Here is a 26,455-nt window from a genome sequence, read left to right as displayed (position 1 = left end):
TGAGTTTAAACTCATTCCCACAGCCAGCCGAGGCAAGTACTGAAATAGTGTATGAGGAAATATGTAAATCGATGCTAGTTTATTAGAACTAAGCGGTAGTCGTGATAAGTGCAAGGTCAACATCGAACGACAATAAAAATAGAGATGGCCACTTTATAAATAAATTTGCGATAGATATTACTTCTTAGAAGTGGCAGCGGTTTTAAAAAACACAAAGCCAGCACCAGGCTCTTTAAAGTGCAAGTGAATTTATTTTAAAAACTGAACGTTTTGACCTGAAATGGCGCGGATGAAGAGAGAATTCTCTGGCTTTACCTTATAAAAACAACTGTCTATTATTTAATAATATACCGCCACCGCTCACCTTCAGTGAAGCGGATGGCGTAGTAAATAAATAGATAAATATTTATATAACTAATTATCGTTTTGGCACTTTCACTCGGGAGTGAGTGCCAACGAATTAAAAATAGGAGGAAATATAATGACAGAATATAAAAGTTTGTATATTAATAAAACTTGAAATGAAATAACAACATCATTTGATTGAGTTAATTGTCAACCTATTAATTGTCGTATTTCTCATCATAAAAATCATTATGATTTGCAATGTTTAGAATGGGCAAAAATGTATTTAAATTTATTTGAAGATAAATGAGATGTTATTGCTTCTTATATGCAACATTACAAAATTAACGATATTTTAGATTTAGCATCAGATGGTTGAAAAATATTACAAATTGAGAAAAAAATAAAACAAATAAATTAATGGAGGTAATTATAAAAAAGTTAAATAAAAAAATAACAACAAAATTAAATGAATTAATTTTAAGATTATATCCAGTTTCAACGGATGATATTACTGATGAATATTGAGCATTAAACAATAAAAAGAATTAGGAGGAATAAGAAAATGTCATATTGTATTAGTGATTACTTAAATGAAAAATGAATTAATAATAAAGCATTAAAAATTAGTAATAAAGATATTATTTATGCACAAATTGATAGTGATTATGATATGAGTTGAAAATTAAATTTATATCTTAAATTTGGTAATGAAGAAAGACATGTAGGTAATGTTTTATTGTCAACGGATTTTGACTTAAATTTAAAATGATATTAAATTGATAAGGTTAAAATTTTAATAACTGACTATTTATAAGATGAAGAAGTAGATTATGAGATGATAAATTATTAATAATATATGAAAAGATGAAGATGGTAAAATTTATAGCGAAGAAGACTTATTTAATATAGCATTAGAAGAATGTTATTCAGAAGAAAGTGCTTATGAATATATTGATAATTTAATTATGGATATGAATTTGGAGGAAATTTAATAATGGCAGATTTAACATTAAATAATCAAATTAAAAATATTACTTATCCATTTTATTTAAAAGGAAATGATTTTAAAGAATTAAGTTTAAAAGCATTACCAATTAAAGAATGATTTGATAATAACGGTCAAGATTTAGCAGAATTTATTCTTCGCCATCGAAATCATTGAGTAGCCACGAATTATGAAGATGTACGCTTAAAAGATATACCAAGTGTTATTAGTAAAATTGATTTTGTTTTTAGAGAACCATTGGAATTAATAAAAGCTTTCAAAGATGATTTAAATCGAATTCGTACTAATATTATTAATTTTGAAAAATCAATTGAAAATCATAAAATTGAAATTAAAAATAACATTAATCAAGTGCGAATACAAAAACAAAATGAATTATTTAAAGAACAAGAACTAAAAAAACAAGAACTAATAGAACAAGCAAATAATTTAAGTGAAGATATGGGTCTGGATATTGATCAAATTGAAGATGAGCAAGTTCGTGTAATGAAAGAAATTGAACAAATTGATAAATCACTTGACCCAAAACAATTAAAAAAAGTTGGAATTAATTTTATTAAAGAAAAATTATTAATTAAAGATATTGAAATATTAGGTATTAATGATGATTTTTTACAAAATTCCGATAAATTAGAACTTATTAATCTTATTAAAAAATATTTAATTGTTGATGAACAAGTTGTTAAAAATGAAATCAAAGAACAATGAGATAGCAATAAAGATATTAATACTATTGGTGTTAATGGAATTAAATTCAAAATAAATAAAGGAGAGAAATAATTATGAATAATCAAATGGGAATAAAAGAATTAGTAGCGACAGCAATTAAAGCATATGAATTAAATGTTAATGCTAAATATTTACAAGATAATTTAATTGCTTTACAAGAACTAAAATTAAAAAATAATCAAAGTTATATTAATTTGATTGGTAATGCTGATAATGGAAAAATTACAGCCTTAGGAATTATTAATTTAAGTAATAAAAGTTTAATTTTTGGAAAAGATTTTAATATTATTCCATTCAAAAATAAATTAACAACCATTATTGATAGTGGTGTGTTTCAAAAAAGAATGGAACAAGAAAATTGAATGTTAAAAAGAGGAATTATTTATAAAAGTGAAAAATTTGTATGAGATACCGATTTACAAAAACCAAAATTACACGAAATAGATTTTATGACAAATACAAGTCAATATGAAAATATTATTGGCGCTTATGCTTTTGGAATTAATCGTTTAACTGGCGAAACAAAAGGTATTTTATTAAGAAAAGCAGACATTGACCGTTTAAAAAATAGTAGTCCAAGTGGAAATAGTGAATATTCGCCTTGAAATAAATGACCAAAAGAAATGGTTGAAGCAAAATTATATCGTAAATTAGCACAAGAATTAGGTATAGATATTACTGACATTGATTTAGATGAAAAAGAAATTAAAGAAGATGGTAATTTTGATTATATACCCTTTAATGATATTACTGTCGCCAAAAATCAGGGTCAGATAAGTGACGAACCCTTATCAAATAATATAAATATTACCCCATTTTATAGAGAAATAGCGGACACAAACAATAATATAGTTAAAGAAGATGATATTTCTAATGTAGTACCAGTAGTTAACAATGATGAGCAATGAACCACTTGATAAAAATAGGTATTGACCCATCAGGAACCGGTACCAGTGCTATTGTTGTTTATGAAGACAATAAATTAATAGATAAAATGGAATATATACATTATGATTGAATTAAACAAACTGATAATATTTTATATAAATTAATACAAGATGCAATTATTAATATTGAGGATTGTTTATATACATCTGCTAATCCAAGTAAAGATAGGGATGATTTATTAAAAGTAATTGGAACAGTTAAATACAATACAGAAAAAGTACGCAACATTATTAATTGAGTATCACCAAAACATACTAAATCAATTGTTAAAAATATGGAAAATTTAAGTAAATATAATGACAGTTGTATATGAAAATTTGATAAAGATAATAATTTAACTTATCAATATGGTAAAGGTTGATTTTATAATAATGAGAAAATATCTCATCATTTAAGAGATGCAATTATTATTGCTAATTATAAAGGTTAATATTATGAAAGAATCATATAATCAAAAAACAGGAAAATATTATTCTTGTAAAATTCGAAATGTTAATATTTACTTAAATAAAAATGAAGAAAAAGTTTGAAATCAATTATCTAACTTTGATACCTATTCTCAACGAATAGAATATCTTATTAATTTTTATATAAGTCACAACAAAGAAAAATAAAAAATAACCTTAATTGGTTATTTTTTTAAATACTATTTGTTAATTTTCTAATAGAATCTTTTTGTGCTTGTTTTTTGTCGTTTACTTTAACTTGTTTTTTAACGTTTTTAATTTGACCTGTTTTAAGGGCTAATTCTGTTGCATAATCGGGCCCCTGTAAATGTTTTTCGTGGGCAATAACAGCAGTTCTTAATTCTCTAATTTCTGCTTTATATTTTTTAACTTTTTTAGCAGATAAGCCTAGAATCCCAAGACTACCCATTCCACCAGCACCAGCTAATACAAGTAAAGTAATTACTAATTCATTACTAATTTCCATTTTTATATTTCCTTTCTTATTCTTACTCAAACAGTGGCCATCTATTCTTTCGGAACAAAATAATTTATAAATTAAGCTATATATAACCACCCAAAAATATCTACCACCCCTATATATAGTCTATTTTAATAAAATTTAATTATTGGTTTCATAATTATTATTTATATTTAATTTTTTATTATTTTCTTGCTTTTGTTTTTTAATATTTTTATCTTGTATATTTTTAAATATTTCTTCTGTTATACCATCTAAATTATTTCACTGTTTTGCTATTCGTGGTTGAATAACACGCGGATTAATCCGACAATCTAAACAATATCTTAAATGGTCTTTTTTTCATTTTGATTTATCAATTCAAATAATAATTAAAGAAATTATTAAAGTAATTAAAGGTAAAATTGTAAATACTAATCCCATTTTAGATATTTTTAATCGTGGAATATCAATTTTCATATCTACTTTTGGTTTACTACTAGCAACAAATATTCCTTGAATTCCATGGGTAAATAAAGGTGTTAATAAAATAGCGATGCCATTACCTCAATATTGACCATAATTATATCAATCAATTTTACCTTTAATTGCATCAATCATTCCATATTCTAATCAACAATTTAATGCTAAAAATATTAAAGTATAAAAACTAACTACCCAACTACGAATTTTATATTTTCTTTCTCAATCTCTAATATTTTTATGAGTTCAATTATAAGTCGGAATAGGTTCTTTTTTAAATCAATTTCAAGGTAAGGCACCCTTTAATCAAGTTGTTTTATCTTGCTTCATTAATTAAAATCCTTTCTAACTTATATTTTTTCTTTCAATGTGTAAACAAGTAATTGTTCCATCTGTCCCACCAGTACGTATAGCAATAATTCCATCATCTTCTAATTCTACACGATGAGAAAATTTATTTTCTAAATCAAATGACCCAACAGTTATTTTTCCCTTAAAATTTTTGTACGTTGATAAATAATAATTATTTTGCATACTTGTTCCAATTCAAATATTGTATTTATAATTTTCTTTATCTCAATTTTGTATTTCATAATCAAACCTTGTATTATCTAAATCACTAGTGTCAACAATTTCTCAATCTGAAATATTTGTTTTTCAAACCCCATTATCATAATAAATCGTATCATTATCAAACGGAACAACAAGTTTAATATATTCTTTATAATCAATTTTACTATAATCATCAATACTTGGATGAGTAATATTAATAGTATTGTCAGTTTGCACTTTTTCTTTTAAAGAATATAATAATACTTCATAAAATGTTTTTTTAGTTATATGTTTATATTCTTCTTCTCATGGATGAGCATAATTCCCTAAATGATAATTATATGGTCTTGTAATTGTTTTACTAGATATAATATCAATTATTTCACCCGCTAATTTTAAAGCATTTTTAACATCACGAGTAATATTTTCATTTGCTTCGGGGTCATTTGTTTGTGAATATGCTACACCACCTTGTGAAAATGAAGCACTACCTGTTAAATCATTAACTCCTTTTGGCAAATATCAATTCATAACCGCTAATAAACAAGCAGATTGAATATAACTTAATCATTTATCATATTCAATTAAACCAGTATTATCTTTTTTAACTCATGGAAATAAATCTTTTTTATTTATTTTATCTGAAATTGTGCCACCTGATAATCTATCCATTCATAAACTAGTTTTTAAAATAGCATTATAAATTAAATTATCATTATAAGCAGATTGCTTACGGTCATTAATAGGTTGTCAAAGTTTACTTTCTTTAACATCTTTAACTGTTATAAATAACAAATTACTTAAATTATTTTCCATATAAAATACCCCTTAATTGATTACGATATTTATTTCTTAAATTAGATGGTTTATAACTATTAACATTTCTTTGTGTTTTATTAATTGTTTTAATAGTTTGATTAGTTTTATAAAGCATACTTTTAACTAGTGTTTTATATAAATTTTTAATATTTTTAACATCGCTTTTTCGCTCTCGATACCATTTTTTATTATTAATTTCACCAGCAAAATTGAAATTAAAGTGTCCAATCTTTAAATTATTAATAAACCTTTTAATTTGTTGTAATTTTTGAATATGTGGTAATGTTAATTTGATATTTCCTTTTGGATATTTTTCTTTTAATTCTTGTGGTAATCGTTTTTTAATATAATCTCTTAAATGACTAGGTAATCATTTTCTTAATCAATAACGCCAAAATAAAGTTCCAGCATTAGATGCTGCATTACTTAATAATTTTCAAATTTCAACTGGAACACTAGGATAAACATATGGACCATAAAACTTCGGGTGTTTTGCTGTTTTTGTATATATTAAAATAGTTAAATTGCCTGTTAAAGTTAATTTATTTGTTATATTAAACATACCACTATCAAGTCAACTACTATTTAAAGATTGTCAATTAGTATTTAGATAATTTTCTTTTTTAAACTGTTCTTTATTTTTAATATTGTTATCTTTTTCTAATTTATTTAATATTTGCTGTATTTCTTTTTGATGACCTTTTTTAATTAAATTTACATATGTGTAAGGATTTAATCATTGATAAATATCTTCAATTTTATTTGTAATTTTTTGGAAAGGATTAGCATAATATGAAGCAAATTTATTAACTTTATTAATTAAATTAACAAACTTATTTATTAAAGGTTTATTGCCTAAGTTCTCTGCTAATAAAGTTAAAACTCGTAATATTAGTAAATTCATTGTTTATTAAGAATTTTTAATTACTACTTCAATTGACTTTGTTTGACCAGTGGCGTTGTTTTTACCTTCAATTTTCACAAAAACCTTTGTATCATTTGTAATATTTATTGGTCAATCAACACCTTTACTTTCAATAAAGTAATTAAAATCACTTTCAGTTAAAGAATTATTTACTGCTTTAACTGCTTTTAAAATAACATCTTTAAATTGTGGTTTTAATTGGTCAGCTGTTGATTTTGTTGGGTCTGCAATATGAATAGTTGGTTTATCTAATTTATTAATTTTGCTAATATCTATTTTAACTATACTAGGTTCTATATTTGATACCGGGTCTAGATTTTGATTAGGCGCTGAAGTGATAATAGTATAATCAACAGGCACTCTAAATGTTTTATTTAGATTACTTTTAGCAATATCAATTTCTTCTTGTGTTGGTTCTTTTTCTAAAATAATTTTACATGTTTTTGGATATAAAATAGTTGGTGTTGCATATTGCACTTTACCAATTCATTTAGGGTTAGCAGTATCATTATCTAAAACTTGTTGAATAGTATCCATATTAATTGGATATGCTCATACTTGTTTATTAATAATTAAACCATTTACATTAGTAAAATTATAACCTTTATCTCGGTTAACTTGTCCTTTTGTATATGTTTTTTCTAAATGAAAACTTTTCGATATAGGAATACCCATTGCGGTATTTTCATATAATTCACCATTAACCATTGCTTTTAATTGGGCTTATGAACCAATTACTTTTAAATAAGCAGGTGTTAACCCTAAATAAGCTCTTCGCCCTAAAACCATAAACATTTTATCAGTTGGCAAACCAAAATATAGATTACTAATTTGATTTGTTAATTCAATCAAAGTTTCATTTAATGTAAAGAATGCTTTATTTACATCATCTGCATTTTCAGCTGTATAACCACGAAATGGAATTACTTCATATTGACCATCTGCTAAACAATAATCATAAATCCCCTGAATTAATTCACATTCTAAATTAACAAATTTATTCTGTACAATACTAGCAATAGCGTTAGCAATAACACCATTTTTAATATTTTGTTCTATTAATGCCAAGTCAAAAGCCTCATTCATTAATTTTAAATTAAATCTCTTATCAATAGGAACTGGAATTCTTGTTAATCCCATCGTTTGAGTTGCCCCACCATTTGGTAATGCATAATCATTTTGTCATACTACACGATTAGTTAAATTATATAATGCTTGTCCAGCATTTGGTAATCAAGCAACTTGTTCGGCTGTTGCTGTTGCATACTGCATAATACTTGCATATTCATTATATAAAGTCCACGCAATAATGCATTAACCATATCAACATAGGCTTTTTGACCTGTTGTATTACCTTGTAATGTAAAAGGTACTTGTGGCAAATTAATTGTTGCCATAATATTTCACTCCCTTATTATCTAAGGTTTTTAAGTGTATAATCAGTTAACTTTTTAATTTCATCAGGTGTATATGCACCTTTTTCTTTAATAGTTTCAATTTCATTATTTTTATTTTCAACCGAATTTTCAATCATATCTTTAATAAAATTAGTTGGTGAAACTGATGGTTGTTCTTGCACAAACAAATCAGGTTTTAATTCTTTTAAAGTTTGTATTTTTTCAGTTAAAGAATTACCACTAACTTTATTTAAATTAGTTTTAATATCTTCAATTTTAGTAGATGGAACATCTTTAAAAGCCTTTAATTCATCTAATTCATTAGATAATTTAATAAAGTCTTCTTTTGATATAACGTCTTCGCGTTTTTGCACACTTTCTCTAATTTGCTTTGCTTCATTATTAAACTGATTTAAGATATTTTCAGCAATCTCTTCACTTAAACCTTGTTCTATTAATTGTTCTTTTGTAAGTGCCATTTTATAAACTCCTCTTTTTTTATCCTTGTCCGATTAACAAGTCAGCGTAACTCTTTTTTACGGAAAAAGATTAAACCTATGCCTTAATTATATACTATTATTTTACTAATACAATACTTTTTATACATAAAAAAATACTAAACTTAATATATTTTATTACTATTTTAGGTCTTAAAACGCGTAATAAGAAGTATTTAACAAGATAAAATTTTGTAAATAATTCCTAATTTTTCTTGCTTATATATATATATATATATAATGTCAATAGATCTTGATAAAAAGTTTCGAGATTAAGAAAAAGGAGAAAAACAAGTATGAAAAAAATACTTAGTTTATTAAGTGTACTAACTATTAGTGGAACTGCTGTACCAACAACAATTGCCGCTAGCCCTTATCAAAAAGAAGAAAATATCAAAAATATTGATATTAATTATAAAAAAACAAATAATTTAAAAAATTTAAATAGAAATAAAAGAGATTTTTTAGGTATTGGAAGCTGAGTAAGTAATGCTGCAAAAGATACTGCAAACTGAACAATTGGTGCTGCAAAAGATACTGCAAACTGAACAGTAAACGTTTTTGGAAAATGTGTGGATAAAGATACTGGAATAGAAATAGGTGTTGCCACTACAACTGGAGCGGCAGCAGGCGCACCCGGCGGAGGGGTCGGAGCTGGTGTTGGTGCTGCCCGTCGGAGGTTTTGGTGCTGTTACAAATTGTTTAATTAAAGTAACAAACAAAATTATATAAAAAATAAAAAAGAGATAAATATGAAAAAAATATTAAGTATTTTAAGCACAATCCCTTTAATTGGAACAAGTACAACAAGTTTAGTTGCTTGTGATCCTCCACAAAAATATACACCCGAAGAATTAAAAGAACTTAAAGAAAAAAACAAAATAAATACAACAAATCAAGAAATTAAAAACAATTTAGAATGAATATCACCACAAGAAAAACCATTTAATGAAGTTGATGATAAATATTATTATGTAGTATGACACAGTAATTCAAGTGAAAATTGAAGAATTACAAAATTTAAAAATGATACAAAAACATCAAAAGAAAATGGAAAAAGAACAATTGTTAATGAACATGGTGTAGAAAAATTATTTATATTTATGGAAACAAAAGGTTTTATTAAAAATAAAGAAATAAAATTTCCAAAAGATATAACAGTTCAATGAAATTCTTCATTTCATTGAAAATTTAGTCAGCCAAATAGTGAAACAGTTTTTAAATCAGTTTATCGTTGAAATTGTAGTGATCAAAATTTGCCTGCTTTAATTGTTGATAATAATGGTAATGTAAAAGTTAATGGGGAATAAAAAATTATTCTCTTTTTATTTTTATCTTGGTTTAATTGTAATTTTGACAGGATTGTCACCTTTATTTCTAATACCTAATACATCAGGGTTATTAACATCTATTGTAATGTTTTTGTCATTACCAAAATATTTATAAAACTTCATAGTATTATGATTAAGATAAGCTAGTGATAATTCTAAATATAATACTTTTGAAAATCTAATTTTTAATTTTATATCATTAGTATAATATATTTGTAAATATGTTTCCTTAATTTTATCTTCAACTTTATTAGATAATGATGTTATTTGTAATAAAAATAATAAAGTGGCACCATAAGATTCATAAGTACTTTCATACAAATCTTTTGTTAAATCATTAGTATAAGCAGTAACGAAAGTTCTAATATCATTTACTTTTATGTTATCAGTATATAAAGTTATTGTATTATCAAAATTAATATTATCACTTTGTGATAGGCCTACGGAACGTAAATTTACATCAATTAGTGTTTTAAAATTATTTTTACAATCGTCAACACCACCTAAAATATTAACATTTCTATTGGGAATAAAATTTTCTATATTAAGAATTGCACATTCAACTTGTAAATTATTAAGGTTACTTATTTCTATTGTTTTATAAGAACTAATAAATTTATCAATACTTTGAATTGTTGGGTCAATTTGTTTTAAATCAATTTCTAATTCATAATAACTTTCATAATAATTATTATTAAATAAATTATAAAAATTATTTCCTCTAATTATTGAAAGATTATTAGAACACTGTGGTGTTACTGTAATTTTAGTTTTTAATGGCTGTACTTTATTAGCATCCCATATATCTTTTGTATATATTTTATAGTTATATGGTACTGGCGGCAATACATATTCGGGGTAATTAAATGTTGGTATTTCATAATCATGTGGTAATAGAAAACTAGTTTTATAATTAGTTGTCATATCGCGTAAATAATTATTTAATACACTTTTTGTTTTACCTCTGAAACTCCATACTGATAATCTTAAATAATCTTCTTCATTATTTGTATATGGGTTATCAGCATAAAAGATAATTTCAAAATTACCTTTATATAATGCTTGTATTGAAAACATATCAATTATATAACTACAATTTGTTCCATCGGGTGTTTGTAAAAATTCACAATCATTATCTTTTTCACTATTACTAACTGGTGTTTGAGCATCTGCTGCTCTTGTACGTTCATTAATTAAATAAACTCGATTAGTTTTTTTATTTAATTGTTTTAGATTATATGTTGAATAAACTATATTATTTGTTGGTTTACCATTCTTAGTTAAGACAGTACCTACTAATTTATCAGTTAATAAAGTAGTAAAACCAAAGCTAGTAGCATTAGCACCAAATATAGCCCCAACTTTATCATTACCTTGTTCTCTAAATATTTCAAATGGTAAATAACCCTTACCTTTTGAGTTTTCAGACCAAAATGCATCATTATAAAAACTATAAATATTAGCACTCATAAAACCATTAAGTCATTGAAAATTAGGTCATGATTTTTCATTTTGGTTAATTACTCAACCTCATGGAATACCAAATGAAATAAAGTTTAAGAATTTACCAACCCCACCCGGAATAGTAAAAGGATTAAAAACTAACTTTTGCGTATAGTTTAATGGTAATACAGTAGTTTGGCGATTAATAAAATTATTCATATTTAAAATATCTCAAACATTACATGAACCCATTTTATTGTATTCAATTTGAACTTGACCGACAGTATTACCAAATTCATCTTTTCTTCTAAAATATGATGATGCTTGGGTACTAATAATATTATCAACTGTGCCACCATTTACTTTTATTTTGTTTGGTGGCATTATTTTTCAATTTTTAGACCAATAAAATTTAGAATCCTTATCTTCTGTATGAATAGTTGTGCCAACAGTGGGATTTGTTGCTGTTGAATTTGTTTTATCAGTTATAACAATACCTTCACTATTTTTTTGATTTCAAAAATCATATCTACTTTCCATATCTTTTTTTCAACTTTCATAACCAGTTATCATTGTTGGTTGAATCCCTTGAATGTTATATCAACTTACTTCGGGCGAAGCATAAGTATTAACTTTGTCGGGTGGACACGGATACATGTTATACATTAATAAATCACGTGAATTCATTACTTTTTTATTAAATTTACCTTTAATAATTGGTCTCCCAATTACAGGCATATCAAAAAAGATAGGATTGCCATAAAATTTAACTGCCATTGCTCTAACACCCGGGTCTTTTAATAAAATCTCATCTAATTCAATAGTCGATGTATTTGTTTTTTCATCATAAGTTATTTTAGGAAAACAATAACCTTCACCGGGTGCTGATGTTTGAATAAATTGTCGCACTGATAAACCACTATTACTAATTTTGTCATTAATACTTGAAAAAGTAATTTCTTGTCATAAAAAACTACCATCATATGGTGAATAATAATTAATAACATTAGATGGATATAATCATTGTCTATCTTGGGGGGCAGTATTTATATTACCTCCACCAATATTTAATCCACGATCATTAAATACAGTATAAAAATTATAATAATCATTAATATTTAATTTCTCAGCATCTTCATCTAAAATTAATAAAGTATATTGTCTTTCGGTTGATTGTTGAGTAAATACTTGTTCAAATTTAGCTTCTCCAAATTGAACGGAACTCCTATCATCAATCATATAAGCATCTCAATATTTACCAACTTTAACCTCTTTTGTATAAAAGTTATCGGCTTTATTATCATTATTAATAAAATAACTTAATTTATATTGGTTTAAGTATTCTAACATTTTATTACTATCATAAATGTTTTCACCATCAATTAATTTTCAATAAACATTGCTATTTTCATCTTTTAATTTCATAGCAAAGGGTGTTTCATTATTTGCCCATATTGTTGAGTTAATGGATTGTTTACTAAAATCATCAATCGTTAAGATATTGATTTTTTCACCTTTATATTTTTGTACTATTTTTAAACTATCTTGTCATTGAGCAATCGTACTTTCCATATTATCAAATATTCGTGAATAACTACCATAATCACTAGGTTTTGCGTTATTAGGTTTTCATCCTGTTTCAGTATCGGGAATATATGAACTATAAACATTAAAAGGAAATACCATTCAATGTCTGTTATCTCGTATGTTTTCTCTGATATCTATTAAAGTATCGTGGGCGTGTCTTCTTAATTCTTCCATAACACTTGGATTAATTCTACTAATTTGTTAATTCTCCTTAATTTCTGTTCTACCTTGTAAGGCATTTTGATTATTACCAGTTTCATCATATTCCATTAATTTATTATTATGTTCAATTTCTTTGGCTTGTATTTTATCTTGTCATGCTTCTACTTTTTCAAAATATTTTGTTGCTTCTAATTCATCAATATTATCATATTCAGTTATGGCTCTTACTGGTTCCATTGTGCCATTATCTAATCTAGCAGTAATTAATTCATTTTGTCGCATTTGGTCAACTAAACTAGCACTAATAAAATCAAAACCATAAGGGCGTTCACCGCTACCGTCTCATAAACCATAATATTTTAAAACAGTATCAAACATTTTAGTATAATATTGCTTACGATATGCTTGTAAATATGTTTGTTTTTCTAAGTCTTTTGTTTTAGTTAATAATGATTGTGTTTTATTTTGATCATTATCTGATTTATCACCAAATGGACTAGAAAAATGACACGCTAAATATACTTGCTCAATGATCGCTTTTTGGTCTTCAGTATATGTTTCTAAGGTTGGTGTACCTTGTACTACTTGTAAAGATTGCGATAATTGTCCATCTACTGCTGATTGACCTGATTGAATAAAAATATCATCAAAAGCATCTTATAATGCTTTTTTATTTCCCATATTGTATAAGCATTCATTAAACTATCATCTAATACCCCATATCAGTGCGTACGATTAGCTCATCGTTCTTTTGATTTAATATTAAAACTATCTTCTAAATCAAATTGTAATTTATAACAATTCGCCATTGTAGGTCATGGATTTAATGTAGTTGAAGTTGATAAGAATAATGGATTAGGTTCATTTATCATTTCTCAGAAAAGGACTATACCTAATTTATTTTTAAATTCTTGGACTAAAACAGGTCTAACATCATCTTTAATTTGTGTTTTACTTTGTCCAACAACTACCTCATTATTTTTTGGTCAACCTTTAATAACTATTTTATCTTTGGTACAAATTAAATTTAAAATAAATCCACTGTCTGATTGATGATAATTTAATCAAATATCAGCCCCTTGTTCAATTTCATTTATTTTACTTACGCGTGATGTAAAGTTAAATGGGTTAATTCATAAATCAATATTTCCATCTGATGTTTCTAACAAACCAAAGATAGTTTTGCCCATTAAACTTGCTGTTAATTCATTTTTATCTAATTTTTCTTTTATTTTATAAGTTTCATATCATCAATTTAATTTTTCTAAAACGTCTTTACGATGAGACTTAAATAAAATATCTTTACCATTTATTAATCGCATTTGATGACGAGCAATAATATTTGCTAAATTAATTGTTCAATCATAATTATAAAATTTTAAAACACTATTAATATCATTTAAGTTTGGTAAACTAGGGAAAGTATTATTCATTGTTATTTTGCTCCTTTAATTTTAAGATAAGTGCATAATTAATAATATTTACTGTTAATAAATTTGGCTCATTTGCTAAAACTTCTACACATACTTTAATTTTTTGATATTTTTTAATATATTCGTTATATAAATTTAATTTACATATTGCGATATTATCTTTTTTTAATTCTTGACAAAGTCTTTTTTTAACTTGTCCACAAACAGACATATATGGTCTTTTTGCATTTATTACACGTTCATCATGTATTACATAAATATCTTTTTTCATTAAGTTATTCACTTCCTTTGTTGTCATAATTTATAATCTGCTGAACTATTATGTTTAACCATTGGTATTAATTCAAAATGTAAAGCATAAAAATCACTATCAAATGTATCATCGTATAAATCTAACATTCTTTCTTCTCTGGAATCTGGTTTATCTTCTCATTGGATTAATTCATATTGGATTTTACTTACAGAACATTTTTCTCATAATCATTTTAATTGATTGGTATTTATCAACATTGTAAATGCCTCTATACGATGCCTTATTTTAAATTTTTGTTTTTGTGCCGGTTTAAATGTCATATATTGCCCAAAAGTATAATTATATTTCTCTCGATTTAAACTTTGTAATGTTGAATAAGCACTATCATCAACATTTATACTAATACCTTGCTGTATTAAATTAAAGTATTGATTTAATTGATTGTTATAAAACTCTAAAATATCTTTTACTTGTTCTAATTCAGTTTTAAATTGCTGTGTAGCATTTGAATGGGTATACTCAGCAACTTTATATGCTTTTTTATCAAATGAATTATATATTCAAAAACTAGCTGCTGTTGTATGTACCCTAGGGCTAGTAGCATTAGCAATATCAACGCCACCTAATAATTTCGTTGGTTGTATAATATCTGTTACTTGCATAATATCAATATATCTTGCAAAGATTGAGCCACTAGTGTTACCAGGCACTCCTCAACTCCATACTCTTGCTCTTTCAATATCTAACTGTTCTAATCTTAATTGTTCATTAACTTTATCTTGTGGTAATTCATAATTTAATCTTCAACTAGAATAGTGAATAATAATTTTCATATTTCATTTTTCAATATATTTAATTTGTTCATATTTACTACGCATTATTTCTTCATTAAAAGCTAATAATTCATTACAATAACCAACAATATATCGTTTTAAACTTTCAGGATTACATGTATTAATTGTTATTTTATTTTGATACCCACGAATAGCAAACTCTAAATCACTTAAATCTTTTTGTTGAAATTGGTCACATTCTTCTCTTCAATCAATTACTAATTTATACTTATTTAAATCAGCAAATGCTTTTAATTTTTCTTTTCGACTTGGTTAATGTAAACCTTTACAATATATTTTGCTACCATTTAATAAAGTAAAAGTAAAATTTGATAAATTAATACTATAAGGTATATTATTTTCATCTAACATATTTCATATATTTTGAAAGACACTATCTTTTAAATCTTTACTCCAATACATACTAGCAATTATACAAATTGGCTCTTTAATTAATAAACTAATTTTTAATAATTCACCAAACATTTTAATATTTGAAATAGTCTTGCCACTATATTGTGTTCCAATCTGATTAATTTCATTTACTAATTCAAACTTTTTAGTAAATGGATATTTATTACCAATATTACTATTTTGTAATAACCAATAAGGAGTTTCTAATAAATAATTAAAATGATTAAGCATTATTATCACTTTCTTTTTTAATATCTCTAATATCAGTTTGTAAATTCACTATTATTGGTTGTTGGTTATTTAAGTTTAATTCTTTTTCAAGTTCTTTTTCTTGCAGTGAATACTTATAATTGAATGCTCGTTGTCAATATAATTTAGTACCATCAGGTGAACGCATCATATATTCAATTATTTCACTTTCAATTCTATTAATTTGTCTTTCAAGCAAAGGAACTATCTTTTCGCTCGCATAAGTATCATATCGTCATTTGCGAGAAAGGTTGAATTTATTGGTTAAATCATTCAAAGTATAGGGAATATTAGGTTTCTTATCGGCTCAAAATTCATCTATTTTACGCTTAAATGTGCTTAAACTTGCTGTTTTTGGATTAAATTCTTTCATTTTTACTCCTTTTTGCATATTAAAATTGCTATTATTTAATGAATATGATTAAATAAAAGAGTAAATAGAAATGTATAAAAGAACCAACTCGGTTCTTTTTTATTATTTATATTTTATATCAAAATAAAAAAAAGTAAACTTAATTACTTTATTTTTTATAAACAGCTTTAAGAGACAGAATTTACTTACTGTTTATTGTTTAAATTATATACCTATAAAAATATTTGTCAATATAATAATTTCATTTTTTTAATTTAATGTTATAAATAAATTAAAAGATTGGAGACAGAAAAATGCAATACTATACACATGTAAAATTTGATGAGAGATATTTGTTTAAAGATTTATTTTTATCTGATACTTGTAAAAAGAAAAATGGCACACTTAATTTATCTGAAATATCAAGACAAGCGGGTCGTGCAGTTAATACTGTTAAAAGAGAAATTAATAGATTTAAAAATATAGAAGATTATAATCCATATGAAGCGCAAAAAGATTATAAACAAAAGCGTAAAAAATCTATTAAAAAACCACCTACATTTACAGAAGAACAACAAGAATTTTTAAATTTACGATTTAATATTTTTTGTGATTCACCAGCAGAAATTATTCAGCGATTTTTAATAAAGTTTAGTGTCAAATTTCCTTCCTGCCTTAAAACATTTTATAAATGAATTTATTTAGGTCTTTTGGGTTTGTTAAAGAAAAATTTATTAAATGGTGGCAGAAGAAATAGAACAAAGAAAAGACCTGATAATCGTGGTAAATTAAATGAAAGATTTAGGTCAATATGAGATATTGAAAATAAAGAGACTGATGTTGGTTGATTTGAAATGGATACGGTAGTTGGTAAAGACCATCAATCTAGTTGTTTAGTATTAGTTGAACAAAATAGTAAAAATTATTTTGCAATGAAATTAGAAGAAAATACTGCTAATGAAGTTTTAGAAAAACTTGAAGAATTAGTTAGAATTAATGGTTTAGTTGGAAAAATTAAAGGAATTATAACTGATAGAGGAAAAGAATTTAGTAAGTTTGAAGAAATGGAAAAGATTACTGGTTCTAATGTTTATTGTTGTGACCCAGGTTCACCAAAACAAAAACCCTTAATTGAAAGAATGAACCGTGAATTTAGGAAACGATACCTTAAGGGAACGGATTTTAATAATGTTACTCAACAAGAAATAGATTGAGTAATTAATGTTATAAATGAAAAATTAAGACCTTGTTTAAATTGAAGAACATCTAAAGAAGTATTTTTAAATAATTTTAGATAATTTTATTTTAAAAATTTAATAAATTATTTTTTAGTGTGCTTAAATATGCTTAAAATAGACTAAATTTACAAATATTTTAATTTTTTTAAAAAAATAGTTGCATTTATTTTAAATGATGTTATTATCATACTAACAAGAGACAGAATTTGCTGCTTGAATTTACATAATACATCTTTTAATTTTGTTTTAGAATATTGTATATCGCAAGCAATTAAACTTATCATATTTATTCCAATTAAATTAGTTGTTTCTAAAATACTTAATATTTTTTTATGAAAAAAATATTTTATTTTTAAATTGTAAATTCAAATGCAATAGTTTGTTATTTAAAAATAAGGAGTTTTAATCTATATAAAAAGTGTTACATTTGATTTATAATTTACAATTATATTAAAATAACATTGTATTATGCTTTTAATTTTCCATTTATTTCATCATAAATGAATGCCCCCCCACTAAAAGTTATACTATTATCTTCATTAAGAAGAATTTCATCTGATAATAAATTATAATTTTGTAAAATTTGCATTGCTTCTTTAATTGACAATGTAACAGTTAGTTCTTCATTAGAATAACTAACTGTTTTAGCAATAACTGTCCTTATAACTTTTTGTTTTAAATTTAATATATTTTTAGATTTATTAATTATTAATGGAGAATAATCAATTTATAATTTTTCATTTGAGTTAAGTTCAAACTTATTACTAGACTAATTTAAATAATATATAGATGTTTCTTGTTCTTGTTTATTTATATTTGATAAATCAAAATTATTTGATAATTCATTAATAATCTCAGTATTTTCACTAACATTTGGATTTACAAATTCCACCAACTTCATTTAATCATCATAATTTATGCTTCAATCATTTAATTTATTTTCATTGTTTTTATTAATTAGTCCTGTTGCAATTTGAAATGTTAATTTATATTTTGAATTATATACACAAGTGGGTATATTAAATGATTTTACATTTGTAGTCTTATTTATAAATTCTTTATTAGAACATATACTTTTTTTATTAGTAGATTTTGATAATTAATTTATTTTTTTTTGTAACTTCAATATTTGAATAAATTAAATCATCCGTATTAATATTTGCCTAATTGTAAAGTTAAGTGCAACTAAATTATCTTTCACCAATCGAATATTTGGTTAGAAAAATAATTTAGTTGCACTTAACTTTACAATTAGGCTTTTATAAAACAATTTAATGCATTGTGGGCAGTTATTTTAAATAATTAAGTGATTTTTTTTATCACAAAACATGAGTTTAAACTCATTGCCACAGCCAGCCGAGGCAAGTACTGAAATAGTGTATGAGGAAATATGTAAATCGATGCTAGTTTATTAGAACTAAGCGGTAGTCGTGATAAGTGCAAGATCAACATCAAACCACAATAAATATTGAGATGATAACTTTATAAATAAATTTGGTGATAGATATTACTTTTTAAAAGTGGTAGCGGTTTTAAAAACCACAAAAATAGCACCAATCTCTTTAAGGTGCAAGTAAATTTATTTTAAAAACTGAACGTTTTGACCTGAAATGGTGCTGGTGAAGAAAGAGAGTTCTCTGATTATAAAAGTAAAAAAACAACTATCGATTATTAAACAATATACCGCTACTTTTCACCTTTATTGAAAAGGGTGGCATAGTAAATAAACAGATAAATAGATAAATACTTATATAACTAACTATCGCTTTAGAACTTTCACTTTAAAGTAAGTTCCAGCGAATTAAAAATAGGAGGAAAAAATGACAGAATATAAAAGTTTGTATATTAATAAAACTTGAAATGAAATAACAATATCATTTGATTGAGTTAATTGTCAACATTTTAATTGTCGTATTTTCCATCATAAAAATAATTATGATTTACAGTGTTTATACTTTGCAAAAATGTACTTAAATTTATTTAAAAATAAATGAGATGTTATTAATTCATATATGCGACATTACAAAATTAATAATATTTTAGATTTGTCATTAGATGGTTGAAAAATATTACAAATTGATAAAAAATAAATCAAATAATTTAGGAGATTTATATGAAAAAGAAAATTTATCTTAAACAAAAATACTGAGGTTATTGTTTTAAATGCAATATAGAAAATAAATTAAATTAATTAATGCTTAAAAGTTATCCAGTATCACAAGAAGATATTACTGATGAACATTGAGCATTAAACACTAAAAATAATTAGGAGGAATAAGAAAATGTCATATTGTATTAGTAATTACTTAAATGAAAAATTAATTAATAATAACGCATTAAAAATTACAAATAAAGATATTATTTATGCGGAAATTGATAGTGAATATGATTTAGGTTGATAATTAAATTTATATCTTAAATTTGGTAACAAAGAAAGATATGTGGTGATGTTTATTGTCAACAAATTTTAATTTAAATTTAAAATGATATGAAATTGATGAAGTTAAAGTTTTAATAACTGATTATTTATAAGATTAAGAAGTGGATTACAGGGTGATAAATTATTAATAATATATGAAAAGATGAAGATGGTAAAATTTATAGCGAAGAAGACTTATTTAATATAGTATTAGAAAAATGTTATTCAGAAGAAAGTGCATATTAATATATTGATAATTTAATTATGAATATGGAATTAGATGAAATTTAATTATGGCAGATTTAAAGTTAAATAATCAAATTAAAAAATATTACTTATTCATTTTATTTAAAAGGTAATGATTTTTAAGAATCAAGCTTAAAAGCATTACCAATTAAAAATTTAATTGATAATCATGGTCAAGAATTAACAGAGTTTATCTATTGTCATCTTAATCACTATACATTAAATAGTTATCAAGATATACATCAAGATATAAATTTAAAAGATATACCCAGCGCTATTAGTAAATTTTATTTTGTTTTTAGAGAACCATTTTAATTAATGCCTAATTGTAAAGTTAAGTGCAACTAAATTATTTTTCTAACCAAATATTCGATTGGTGAAAGATAATTTAGTATTTTTCTTGGTCTATGGTTTAAAGACAATATAAATTTATGAACTGCATTTTTCGTGGTATTTGAAAAATTAAATTTTTTAGGAAATTTTTCTCTAATTAACCCATTAGTATTTTCATTAGTACCTCTTTGTCAGGGTGAATATGCATTAGCAAAATAAATTTTCACATTTAAATTTTTTTCAAGTTGTTGTCAATTAGCGAATTCTTTACCTCTATCAAATGTTATAGTTTTAACAAGATTATTTGGAAGAATTGATAAATAATGGCTAATGTTTTCGTTAATAACTTTAGTAGTTCTATTTTCAACTAACATTGCTAAAGTAAATCTTGATGTTCTTTCAACTAAAGTTATTAAACATGATTTACTTTTACCTCGCGATGATACTATAGTATCACCCTCTCAATGGCCAACAGTTATGCGATTATTAACATTAACATTTCGTTCTTTAATTGATTTACCATTAAATTTACCGCGATTTTCTTGAGATTTTCGTTTCTTACCTTTTCTTCTTAAATTTTTATTAGTAACCTTTTCAAGTAATCCAGAATAAATTCAATTGTAAATTGTTTTAAAACTAATAATTCATTCTTTATGAAAATTTTTAATTCTTCCATAAATTTGTTCAGGCGATCAACCTAATAATAATTTTTGTTGTACATATTTTACTAATTCTCTATTTTTAAACTTATGAAAATAAACATGTGATTGTTTTCTATTTTCTGCTTTATTTTGTGCAATTAATGAAAAATAATGATTATTATCTTTATTTCTATTAACTTCTCGAATAATAGTACTAATACTTCGATTAAGATTTTTAGCTATTTCACTAATTTTTAATTTAAATTTCAATTGATTCTCAATATAAATTCTTTCATCTATGCCAAGATGTTTATATCCCATATAAAAAACTCCTTGCTTTAATTTTTCTAAAATAAACTTAGCATCATGAAATTTTTATATGAAATTTTTTGCAATTTTATTTACTTGCACTTACAAGTATAATTTAGCATAATTAAATTATACCAATAAATTACATTGGTAACACATATGCGTACAGTGAACTAAGTGATTGTGGATAAATTTATCCAATTACTATTAATTTTTTCAAGATAATAATAGTAAAAAATGATACATAACAGGTAGTCATAATAGTCTTATTTTAAATAATCTTTTATTAGTGAAAGTAGGAAAATAATATGAAAAATATTTTAAGTATTTTAGGTAGTTTTGTAATTGCAGGTATAAGCACATTACAAATAATAAGTTGTAAAATTGATAATGTAAGTGATTGCGAACGAAATGATATTGGTAATTGAAAACAAATGTGTCCAAAAGACCAACCATTTAAAAAAGTTGATAATAAATATTATGTAGTAATTTGAAGAACATCAAAAGAAGATCAATGAAAAATTAATTTATTTAATTTTAGAAATAGTGAATTTACAAATATTGCTAATTATGATGAATATATTGTTCAATACAGTATTAAAAAAGGTTACAATTCAGGTTTAATGCTAGTTAAACAAGCAAAAGTAGGAAATGTATTAATTAAAAGATGAAAAGATGATTCAAAACAACAAGAATTATTTAAATTTTTATATAAATGAAATAATGATTCATTTATTCCAGATTTACCTAAAATAGATGAAAATGGTAATTTAATTGCTTAAAACAAAAATAGGGTTTTATCCCTATTTTTGTTTTAAATTAAAATATGTCATTGGGCTTGTTTTAATATTAAACCTTCCTCTTTCTCAATAACATCCCAATTTAATAATCATCACCTTTAACATGTAATTAATAATTAACACGCATTTTTAATTTAAAACCATTGTTGTAAAATACAATTTGTGTTTTAAAATGAAACCTTGCTTATTTTCCAAAAGGAAAATTTACTTCTTATAAATTATTAAAAATAGAGTATCCATTTTCATTAATATCTTCCTTCTTATTTAATAATATTATTTTATTGTCTAATTCTTTATTCAAATGATTTGTAGGGGTTCCTTGCACATCTGCTAACCACGGCGGCCTGTGGACACATTATTAACAAATATAAAATTATCATAATTATCTTTTGACCTTGTTTTCATTAGGTTGCTCCAAATGTTCCGAAATCAAACAATAAAAAATCAGTTTAATTATAAGATTTGTTATCAGGTGTAGACGATCAACCATTTCTTTTAATTTTAACATTTAATTCACTATCTGCTTTGCTTAATATAATTTGTACTGGATAGAAATTAATACTTGGTGTTTGGCCGGGTAATTTAATAAGCCATTTGTGTGAACTATATCATCTTCTATAAATCGATCTAAATAACTAGGTTAATAAAGAGTTAATCAATCTCGTACTTAATTATTATATAAACTTGTCATTTATAAACTAAAAAAATAATTCATAATTGAATATAGATAATATAAATTAACATCATTTGAAAACATATAAATACGACATACTGTTTTACCTAAATTATAAAACCCAATTAAATCAATAATATATTTACCAATATATTTTTTACCACAACCAACAATATAAGTTAATAGATTTTCACTTTTCATTGTTGTCAAAATAAACTTTCTTCATTAATTAAATAAACACTATATTCATAATTAAATGATTGTGGTATAATTATAATGTTAATTATATAATTTTTCCCATATTATTTAATTTGTTTTTTATCTCATTTTGAGACTGTTATTTTAACTGTTAAAGTAAATAATCAACTTGTATTACTTATACTAGCATCAATAATATCATTTACCTCATCTTGAGTATTATATCTAAAAGCACCTAAAGGTGTGTTTACTTTGATTTTTTGCTTGTGTACCATCGTAACTTTCAACAATATGTCAATAACTTTCATCATAAAAATTATGATTTGCTTTATCTATAAATAAAAGTATACTAGTTTTAATATTTGGATATAAGTTATTAGTATTAATATCAATAGTTTTTCAATAAATCGTGATCTCTAAACTTATTGCATTTAAAAAAATATCAACAATAGGAATATCTCTTTGAGTTCATGCAATACTTTTTGTTATATCTATTGGTAAATTAATAATATAATTAATCATAACACTAAATAAATTTAACATATCTTTTAATTGACCACGATTTTTACTTGGATTAATTGTATTATGTCCATATCAACGTTATATTTAAAATATTAATTTACTCGTACATCAAAATCTTAAATAACTTTATTACCTCTATAATTTAAAGCAATATCTTTAACTGTTAAATTGTTTGAATTATTTTCTTGTGTTAATTTTCTATATGTATTTAAATAACCTTAATAATTATTTTTAATTTATTGGTTAGATTTAACTTGTTTTTTTGTATTATAAATAATTATAGAATAAATTATATAATTTAAGAAATTATAACGCTTTAAACATTCCACTTACAATATTACTTTAAATCAAACTATTTTATTGTCAATATTTATCTTTTATATTCTTCATTTTGGATTGGAAATCATTTTTATGACACTTTTAATATGGACTGTTGTTTTATAAATTCAAAAGGTATTAAATAATTTAAACTACTGTGAATTCGAATATTGTTATATCAATGCACAAAGTTAAATAATTTGTATTTTAATTGGGTTAAATTTATAAATTTTTGCCTCTTGACAAATTATGTTTTAAAATTTTTGTAAGTTGTTTCATCCATAACATTATCATAAGGACAATCTTTATTGTTTAATGATCGTTTGATGTTAAAAGTATTTAAGGTATTGGCAATGATTTTATTTTTAAATTCATTGCCCCCAGTCAGTATGAAATAACGTAATTTGTTTTAATGGTCTTGTAATTGAATAAAAGGTTTATTGCACTAGTTGTACTATTTTATTTGTCTCGACACTATAGCCAATTATTTCACGATTAAACAAGTCAATCAACAAATAAAGGATAATGTCAAATGTCATTTAGCACCACCTTGAACATATGTTAAATCATTAACAACAACTTCATTGGGTTGTTTATTATAATTAAATTCACGGTTTAAAACGTTGCTAATTTCGTTGTTATTAACCACCAACTTATGATTACGATATTTTAATTTGGTGCATTTAGATACTAACTAATCTTTAATCATAATTTGGTGAATTTTTCTTCGTGATAAGATAATATCTTTTCTGATTAAAAAAGCTTTAATTTTACAAGCTCCATAAATTTTGGTGATTTGCATTAAATGCGATGATAACTTTTTGCTCATAATTATTAACATCAACCCATTAGTATTTTCATTAGTACCTCTTTGTCAGGGTGAATATGCATTAGCAAAATAAATTTTCACATTTAAATTTTTTTCAAGTTGTTGTCAATTAGCAAATTCTTTACCTCTATCAAATGTTATAGTTTTAACAAGATTATTTGGAAGAATTGATAAATAATGGCTAATGTTTTCGTTAATAACTTTAGTAGTTCTATTTTCAACTAACATTGCTAAAGTAAATCTTGATGTTCTTTCAACTAAAGTTATTAAACATGATTTACTTTTACCTCGCGATGATACTATAGTATCACCCTCTCAATGGCCAACAGTTATGCGATTATTAACATTAACATTTCGTTCTTTAATTGATTTACCATTAAATTTACCGCGATTTTCTTGAGATTTTCGTTTCTTACCTTTTCTTCTTAAATTTTTATTAGTAACCTTTTCAAGTAATCCAGAATAAATTCAATTGTAAATTGTTTTAAAACTAATAATTCATTCTTTATGAAAATTTTTAATTCTTCCATAAATTTGTTCAGGCGATCAACCTAATAATAATTTTTGTTGTACATATTTTACTAATTCTCTATTTTTAAACTTATGAAAATAAACATGTGATTGTTTTCTATTTTCTGCTTTATTTTGTGCAATTAATGAAAAATAATGATTATTATCTTTATTTCTATTAACTTCTCGAATAATAGTACTAATACTTCGATTAAGATTTTTAGCTATTTCACTAATTTTTAATTTAAATTTCAATTGATTCTCAATATAAATTCTTTCATCTATGCCAAGATGTTTATATCCCATATAAAAAACTCCTTGCTTTAATTTTTCTAAAATAAACTTAGCATCATGAAATTTTTATATGAAATTTTTTGCAATTTTATTTACTTGCACTTACAAGTATAATTTAGCTTATATTAAAAAACATAAATTTATTTGCATTATTCATCGGATAGTATATTTAAATTTAGAATTTTTATCATAAAAACAGATATTATTCTGTTTTCCCTACACAAAATAAACGATATTTTTATAAATTTCCTTTTAAATAAAGGTATTATCCGATGAATAATGCAACCCCTAAAACTTAATATTTTTTGATGCTTAAAGATGGATAACCCATCTATGGCACGAAGCCTTAAAGAAAGAAAGTGTGAAAGCGAATGGATTTACTATCCTATTTATTTCTTTAATTCTCGGCAAGATTAATCACTTGCGAAATGTCAGAGCATGTGTTTTTTGGCTTGTTT

General features: G+C 24.2%; 34 protein-coding genes and 1 pseudogene. 13 read left to right on the top strand and 22 right to left on the bottom strand.

The genetic code is table 4. The annotated features are described in order from the left end of the window. Positions 1-190 precede the first annotated feature (190 nt). From ACE38S_RS07325 to ACE38S_RS07290, 8 genes are all read left to right on the top strand, one after another. Positions 191-322 carry a hypothetical protein gene (locus ACE38S_RS07325; RefSeq protein ID WP_374697044.1) on the top strand — a complete coding sequence of 44 codons (132 nt, stop codon included), beginning with the start codon at positions 191-193 and terminating at the stop codon, positions 320-322. Between the two features lie 159 nt (positions 323-481). Further along, on the top strand, positions 482-766 hold the full coding sequence (locus ACE38S_RS07320) for a hypothetical protein (RefSeq protein WP_374697043.1): 285 nt from the start codon (positions 482-484) through the stop codon (positions 764-766). Then, positions 766-897 (top strand): hypothetical protein, encoded by a 132-nt coding sequence (locus ACE38S_RS07315; protein ID WP_338954408.1) that lies wholly within the window; start codon positions 766-768, stop codon positions 895-897. The genes ACE38S_RS07320 and ACE38S_RS07315 overlap by 1 nt, the downstream gene beginning before the upstream one ends. Before the next feature lie 13 nt (positions 898-910). Then, positions 911-1,123 (top strand): hypothetical protein, encoded by a 213-nt coding sequence (locus tag ACE38S_RS07310; protein ID WP_374697042.1) that lies wholly within the window; start codon positions 911-913, stop codon positions 1,121-1,123. Positions 1,124-1,342: 219 nt separating this feature from the next. Continuing rightward, positions 1,343-2,134 (top strand): hypothetical protein, encoded by a 792-nt coding sequence (locus ACE38S_RS07305; protein WP_338954774.1) that lies wholly within the window; start codon positions 1,343-1,345, stop codon positions 2,132-2,134. Positions 2,135-2,136: 2 nt separating this feature from the next. Then, complete coding sequence (locus ACE38S_RS07300) at positions 2,137-3,003, top strand: recombinase RecT (RefSeq protein ID WP_374697041.1); 867 nt, start codon at positions 2,137-2,139, stop codon at positions 3,001-3,003. Beyond that, a complete protein-coding gene (locus ACE38S_RS07295; protein ID WP_338955207.1) occupies positions 2,988-3,461 on the top strand; it encodes a hypothetical protein in 474 nt (157 codons plus the stop codon). Before ACE38S_RS07300 ends, ACE38S_RS07295 begins: the two co-directional genes overlap by 16 nt. A gap of 4 nt (positions 3,462-3,465) precedes the next feature. After that, positions 3,466-3,645, top strand: coding sequence for a hypothetical protein (locus ACE38S_RS07290; RefSeq protein ID WP_338954394.1), 180 nt, complete (start codon positions 3,466-3,468; stop codon positions 3,643-3,645). Between the two features lie 25 nt (positions 3,646-3,670). On the opposite strand, the gene ACE38S_RS07285 is transcribed toward ACE38S_RS07290, so the two are convergent. From ACE38S_RS07285 to ACE38S_RS07250, 8 genes are read right to left on the bottom strand one after another with little or no spacing between them, the layout of a single operon-like run. Beyond that, positions 3,671-4,054 (bottom strand): hypothetical protein, encoded by a 384-nt coding sequence (locus ACE38S_RS07285; protein WP_374697040.1) that lies wholly within the window; start codon positions 4,052-4,054, stop codon positions 3,671-3,673. 45 nt (positions 4,055-4,099) lie between these two features. Beyond that, positions 4,100-4,750 (bottom strand): hypothetical protein, encoded by a 651-nt coding sequence (locus ACE38S_RS07280; protein WP_374697039.1) that lies wholly within the window; start codon positions 4,748-4,750, stop codon positions 4,100-4,102. A 15-nt stretch (positions 4,751-4,765) separates the two neighbouring features. After that, a complete protein-coding gene (locus ACE38S_RS07275) occupies positions 4,766-5,788 on the bottom strand; it encodes a hypothetical protein (protein WP_374697038.1) in 1,023 nt (340 codons plus the stop codon). Continuing rightward, positions 5,778-6,695 carry a hypothetical protein gene (locus tag ACE38S_RS07270; protein WP_374697037.1) on the bottom strand — a complete coding sequence of 306 codons (918 nt, stop codon included), beginning with the start codon at positions 6,693-6,695 and terminating at the stop codon, positions 5,778-5,780. Before ACE38S_RS07270 ends, ACE38S_RS07275 begins: the two co-directional genes overlap by 11 nt. A gap of 6 nt (positions 6,696-6,701) precedes the next feature. Continuing rightward, complete coding sequence (locus ACE38S_RS07265) at positions 6,702-7,424, bottom strand: hypothetical protein (protein ID WP_374697036.1); 723 nt, start codon at positions 7,422-7,424, stop codon at positions 6,702-6,704. A gap of 15 nt (positions 7,425-7,439) precedes the next feature. Beyond that, positions 7,440-7,988, bottom strand: coding sequence for a hypothetical protein (locus ACE38S_RS07260; RefSeq protein ID WP_374697035.1), 549 nt, complete (start codon positions 7,986-7,988; stop codon positions 7,440-7,442). Next, entirely contained in the window at positions 7,916-8,113 is a 198-nt protein-coding gene (locus ACE38S_RS07255; protein WP_374697034.1) for a hypothetical protein, read from the bottom strand. The genes ACE38S_RS07260 and ACE38S_RS07255 overlap by 73 nt, the downstream gene beginning before the upstream one ends. Positions 8,114-8,130: 17 nt before the next feature. Continuing rightward, positions 8,131-8,592: a hypothetical protein gene (locus tag ACE38S_RS07250; RefSeq protein ID WP_374697033.1), complete on the bottom strand. Its 462-nt coding sequence runs from the start codon at positions 8,590-8,592 to the stop codon at positions 8,131-8,133. 314 nt (positions 8,593-8,906) lie between these two features. Between ACE38S_RS07250 and ACE38S_RS07245 the strand changes: the two genes are divergently transcribed. Then, complete coding sequence (locus ACE38S_RS07245; RefSeq protein WP_374697032.1) at positions 8,907-9,320, top strand: hypothetical protein; 414 nt, start codon at positions 8,907-8,909, stop codon at positions 9,318-9,320. 42 nt (positions 9,321-9,362) lie between these two features. Further along, on the top strand, positions 9,363-9,920 hold the full coding sequence (locus tag ACE38S_RS07240) for a lipoprotein (RefSeq protein WP_374697031.1): 558 nt from the start codon (positions 9,363-9,365) through the stop codon (positions 9,918-9,920). A 21-nt stretch (positions 9,921-9,941) separates the two neighbouring features. Here ACE38S_RS07240 and ACE38S_RS07235 read toward each other — a convergent pair whose 3' ends face one another. From ACE38S_RS07235 to ACE38S_RS07205, 7 genes are all read right to left on the bottom strand, one after another. After that, a complete protein-coding gene (locus ACE38S_RS07235) occupies positions 9,942-13,145 on the bottom strand; it encodes a hypothetical protein (protein ID WP_374697030.1) in 3,204 nt (1,067 codons plus the stop codon). Positions 13,146-13,172: 27 nt separating this feature from the next. Then, positions 13,173-13,511, bottom strand: a complete 339-nt coding sequence (locus ACE38S_RS07230) for a hypothetical protein (protein ID WP_374697029.1) — start codon at positions 13,509-13,511, stop codon at positions 13,173-13,175. Between the two features lie 233 nt (positions 13,512-13,744). Further along, positions 13,745-14,566, bottom strand: a complete 822-nt coding sequence (locus ACE38S_RS07225) for a hypothetical protein (protein ID WP_374697028.1) — start codon at positions 14,564-14,566, stop codon at positions 13,745-13,747. Next, positions 14,559-14,837 carry a hypothetical protein gene (locus ACE38S_RS07220; protein WP_374697027.1) on the bottom strand — a complete coding sequence of 93 codons (279 nt, stop codon included), beginning with the start codon at positions 14,835-14,837 and terminating at the stop codon, positions 14,559-14,561. The genes ACE38S_RS07225 and ACE38S_RS07220 overlap by 8 nt, the downstream gene beginning before the upstream one ends. Further along, positions 14,837-15,868, bottom strand: a complete 1,032-nt coding sequence (locus tag ACE38S_RS07215; protein ID WP_374697173.1) for a PBSX family phage terminase large subunit — start codon at positions 15,866-15,868, stop codon at positions 14,837-14,839. The genes ACE38S_RS07220 and ACE38S_RS07215 overlap by 1 nt, the downstream gene beginning before the upstream one ends. Before the next feature lie 57 nt (positions 15,869-15,925). Next, on the bottom strand, positions 15,926-16,306 hold the full coding sequence (locus ACE38S_RS07210) for a hypothetical protein (protein WP_374697026.1): 381 nt from the start codon (positions 16,304-16,306) through the stop codon (positions 15,926-15,928). Then, the gene (locus tag ACE38S_RS07205) at positions 16,290-16,688 is read right to left on the bottom strand and encodes a hypothetical protein (protein WP_374697025.1); all 399 of its coding nucleotides are present in this window, start codon (positions 16,686-16,688) and stop codon (positions 16,290-16,292) included. Before ACE38S_RS07205 ends, ACE38S_RS07210 begins: the two co-directional genes overlap by 17 nt. A 293-nt stretch (positions 16,689-16,981) precedes the next feature. Between ACE38S_RS07205 and ACE38S_RS07200 the strand changes: the two genes are divergently transcribed. Beyond that, complete coding sequence (locus tag ACE38S_RS07200) at positions 16,982-17,965, top strand: IS30 family transposase (RefSeq protein WP_374697024.1); 984 nt, start codon at positions 16,982-16,984, stop codon at positions 17,963-17,965. Positions 17,966-18,371: 406 nt separating this feature from the next. On the opposite strand, the gene ACE38S_RS07195 is transcribed toward ACE38S_RS07200, so the two are convergent. After that, complete coding sequence (locus tag ACE38S_RS07195; RefSeq protein ID WP_374697023.1) at positions 18,372-18,512, bottom strand: hypothetical protein; 141 nt, start codon at positions 18,510-18,512, stop codon at positions 18,372-18,374. A gap of 162 nt (positions 18,513-18,674) precedes the next feature. Then, positions 18,675-18,797, bottom strand: coding sequence for a hypothetical protein (locus ACE38S_RS07190; RefSeq protein WP_374697022.1), 123 nt, complete (start codon positions 18,795-18,797; stop codon positions 18,675-18,677). Between the two features lie 928 nt (positions 18,798-19,725). On the opposite strand from ACE38S_RS07190, the gene ACE38S_RS07185 reads away from it, so the two are divergent. Further along, positions 19,726-19,995, top strand: coding sequence for a hypothetical protein (locus tag ACE38S_RS07185; RefSeq protein WP_374697021.1), 270 nt, complete (start codon positions 19,726-19,728; stop codon positions 19,993-19,995). A gap of 919 nt (positions 19,996-20,914) precedes the next feature. Here ACE38S_RS07185 and ACE38S_RS07180 read toward each other — a convergent pair. Beyond that, the gene (locus ACE38S_RS07180) at positions 20,915-21,865 is read right to left on the bottom strand and encodes an IS30 family transposase (protein ID WP_374695926.1); all 951 of its coding nucleotides are present in this window, start codon (positions 21,863-21,865) and stop codon (positions 20,915-20,917) included. A 296-nt stretch (positions 21,866-22,161) separates the two neighbouring features. Here ACE38S_RS07180 and ACE38S_RS07175 point away from each other — a divergent pair, with 296 nt between their 5' ends. Beyond that, on the top strand, positions 22,162-22,635 hold the full coding sequence (locus tag ACE38S_RS07175) for a hypothetical protein (RefSeq protein WP_374697020.1): 474 nt from the start codon (positions 22,162-22,164) through the stop codon (positions 22,633-22,635). Positions 22,636-23,344: 709 nt separating this feature from the next. Here the strand turns inward: ACE38S_RS07175 and ACE38S_RS07170 are convergent. From ACE38S_RS07170 to ACE38S_RS07155, 4 genes and pseudogenes are all read right to left on the bottom strand, one after another. Next, the gene (locus ACE38S_RS07170; RefSeq protein WP_374697019.1) at positions 23,345-23,536 is read right to left on the bottom strand and encodes a hypothetical protein; all 192 of its coding nucleotides are present in this window, start codon (positions 23,534-23,536) and stop codon (positions 23,345-23,347) included. A 92-nt stretch (positions 23,537-23,628) separates the two neighbouring features. Beyond that, positions 23,629-23,799, bottom strand: coding sequence for a hypothetical protein (locus ACE38S_RS07165; protein ID WP_374697018.1), 171 nt, complete (start codon positions 23,797-23,799; stop codon positions 23,629-23,631). A 656-nt stretch (positions 23,800-24,455) separates the two neighbouring features. Next, positions 24,456-24,596: pseudogene (locus tag ACE38S_RS07160) on the bottom strand (IS3 family transposase); the annotation flags it as partial. Positions 24,597-25,058: 462 nt separating this feature from the next. Further along, positions 25,059-26,009, bottom strand: coding sequence for an IS30 family transposase (locus ACE38S_RS07155; protein WP_374697017.1), 951 nt, complete (start codon positions 26,007-26,009; stop codon positions 25,059-25,061). Positions 26,010-26,455: the final 446 nt, after the last annotated feature.

Origin of the sequence: Spiroplasma endosymbiont of Polydrusus formosus (assembly GCF_964263245.1) — a bacterium.
In the GTDB taxonomy this organism is placed as follows: domain Bacteria; phylum Bacillota_I; class Bacilli_A; order Mycoplasmatales; family Mycoplasmataceae; genus Spiroplasma.
The sequence above is the reverse complement of the archived record's forward strand: the minus strand, read 5'-3'. Positions and strand labels throughout refer to the sequence as shown.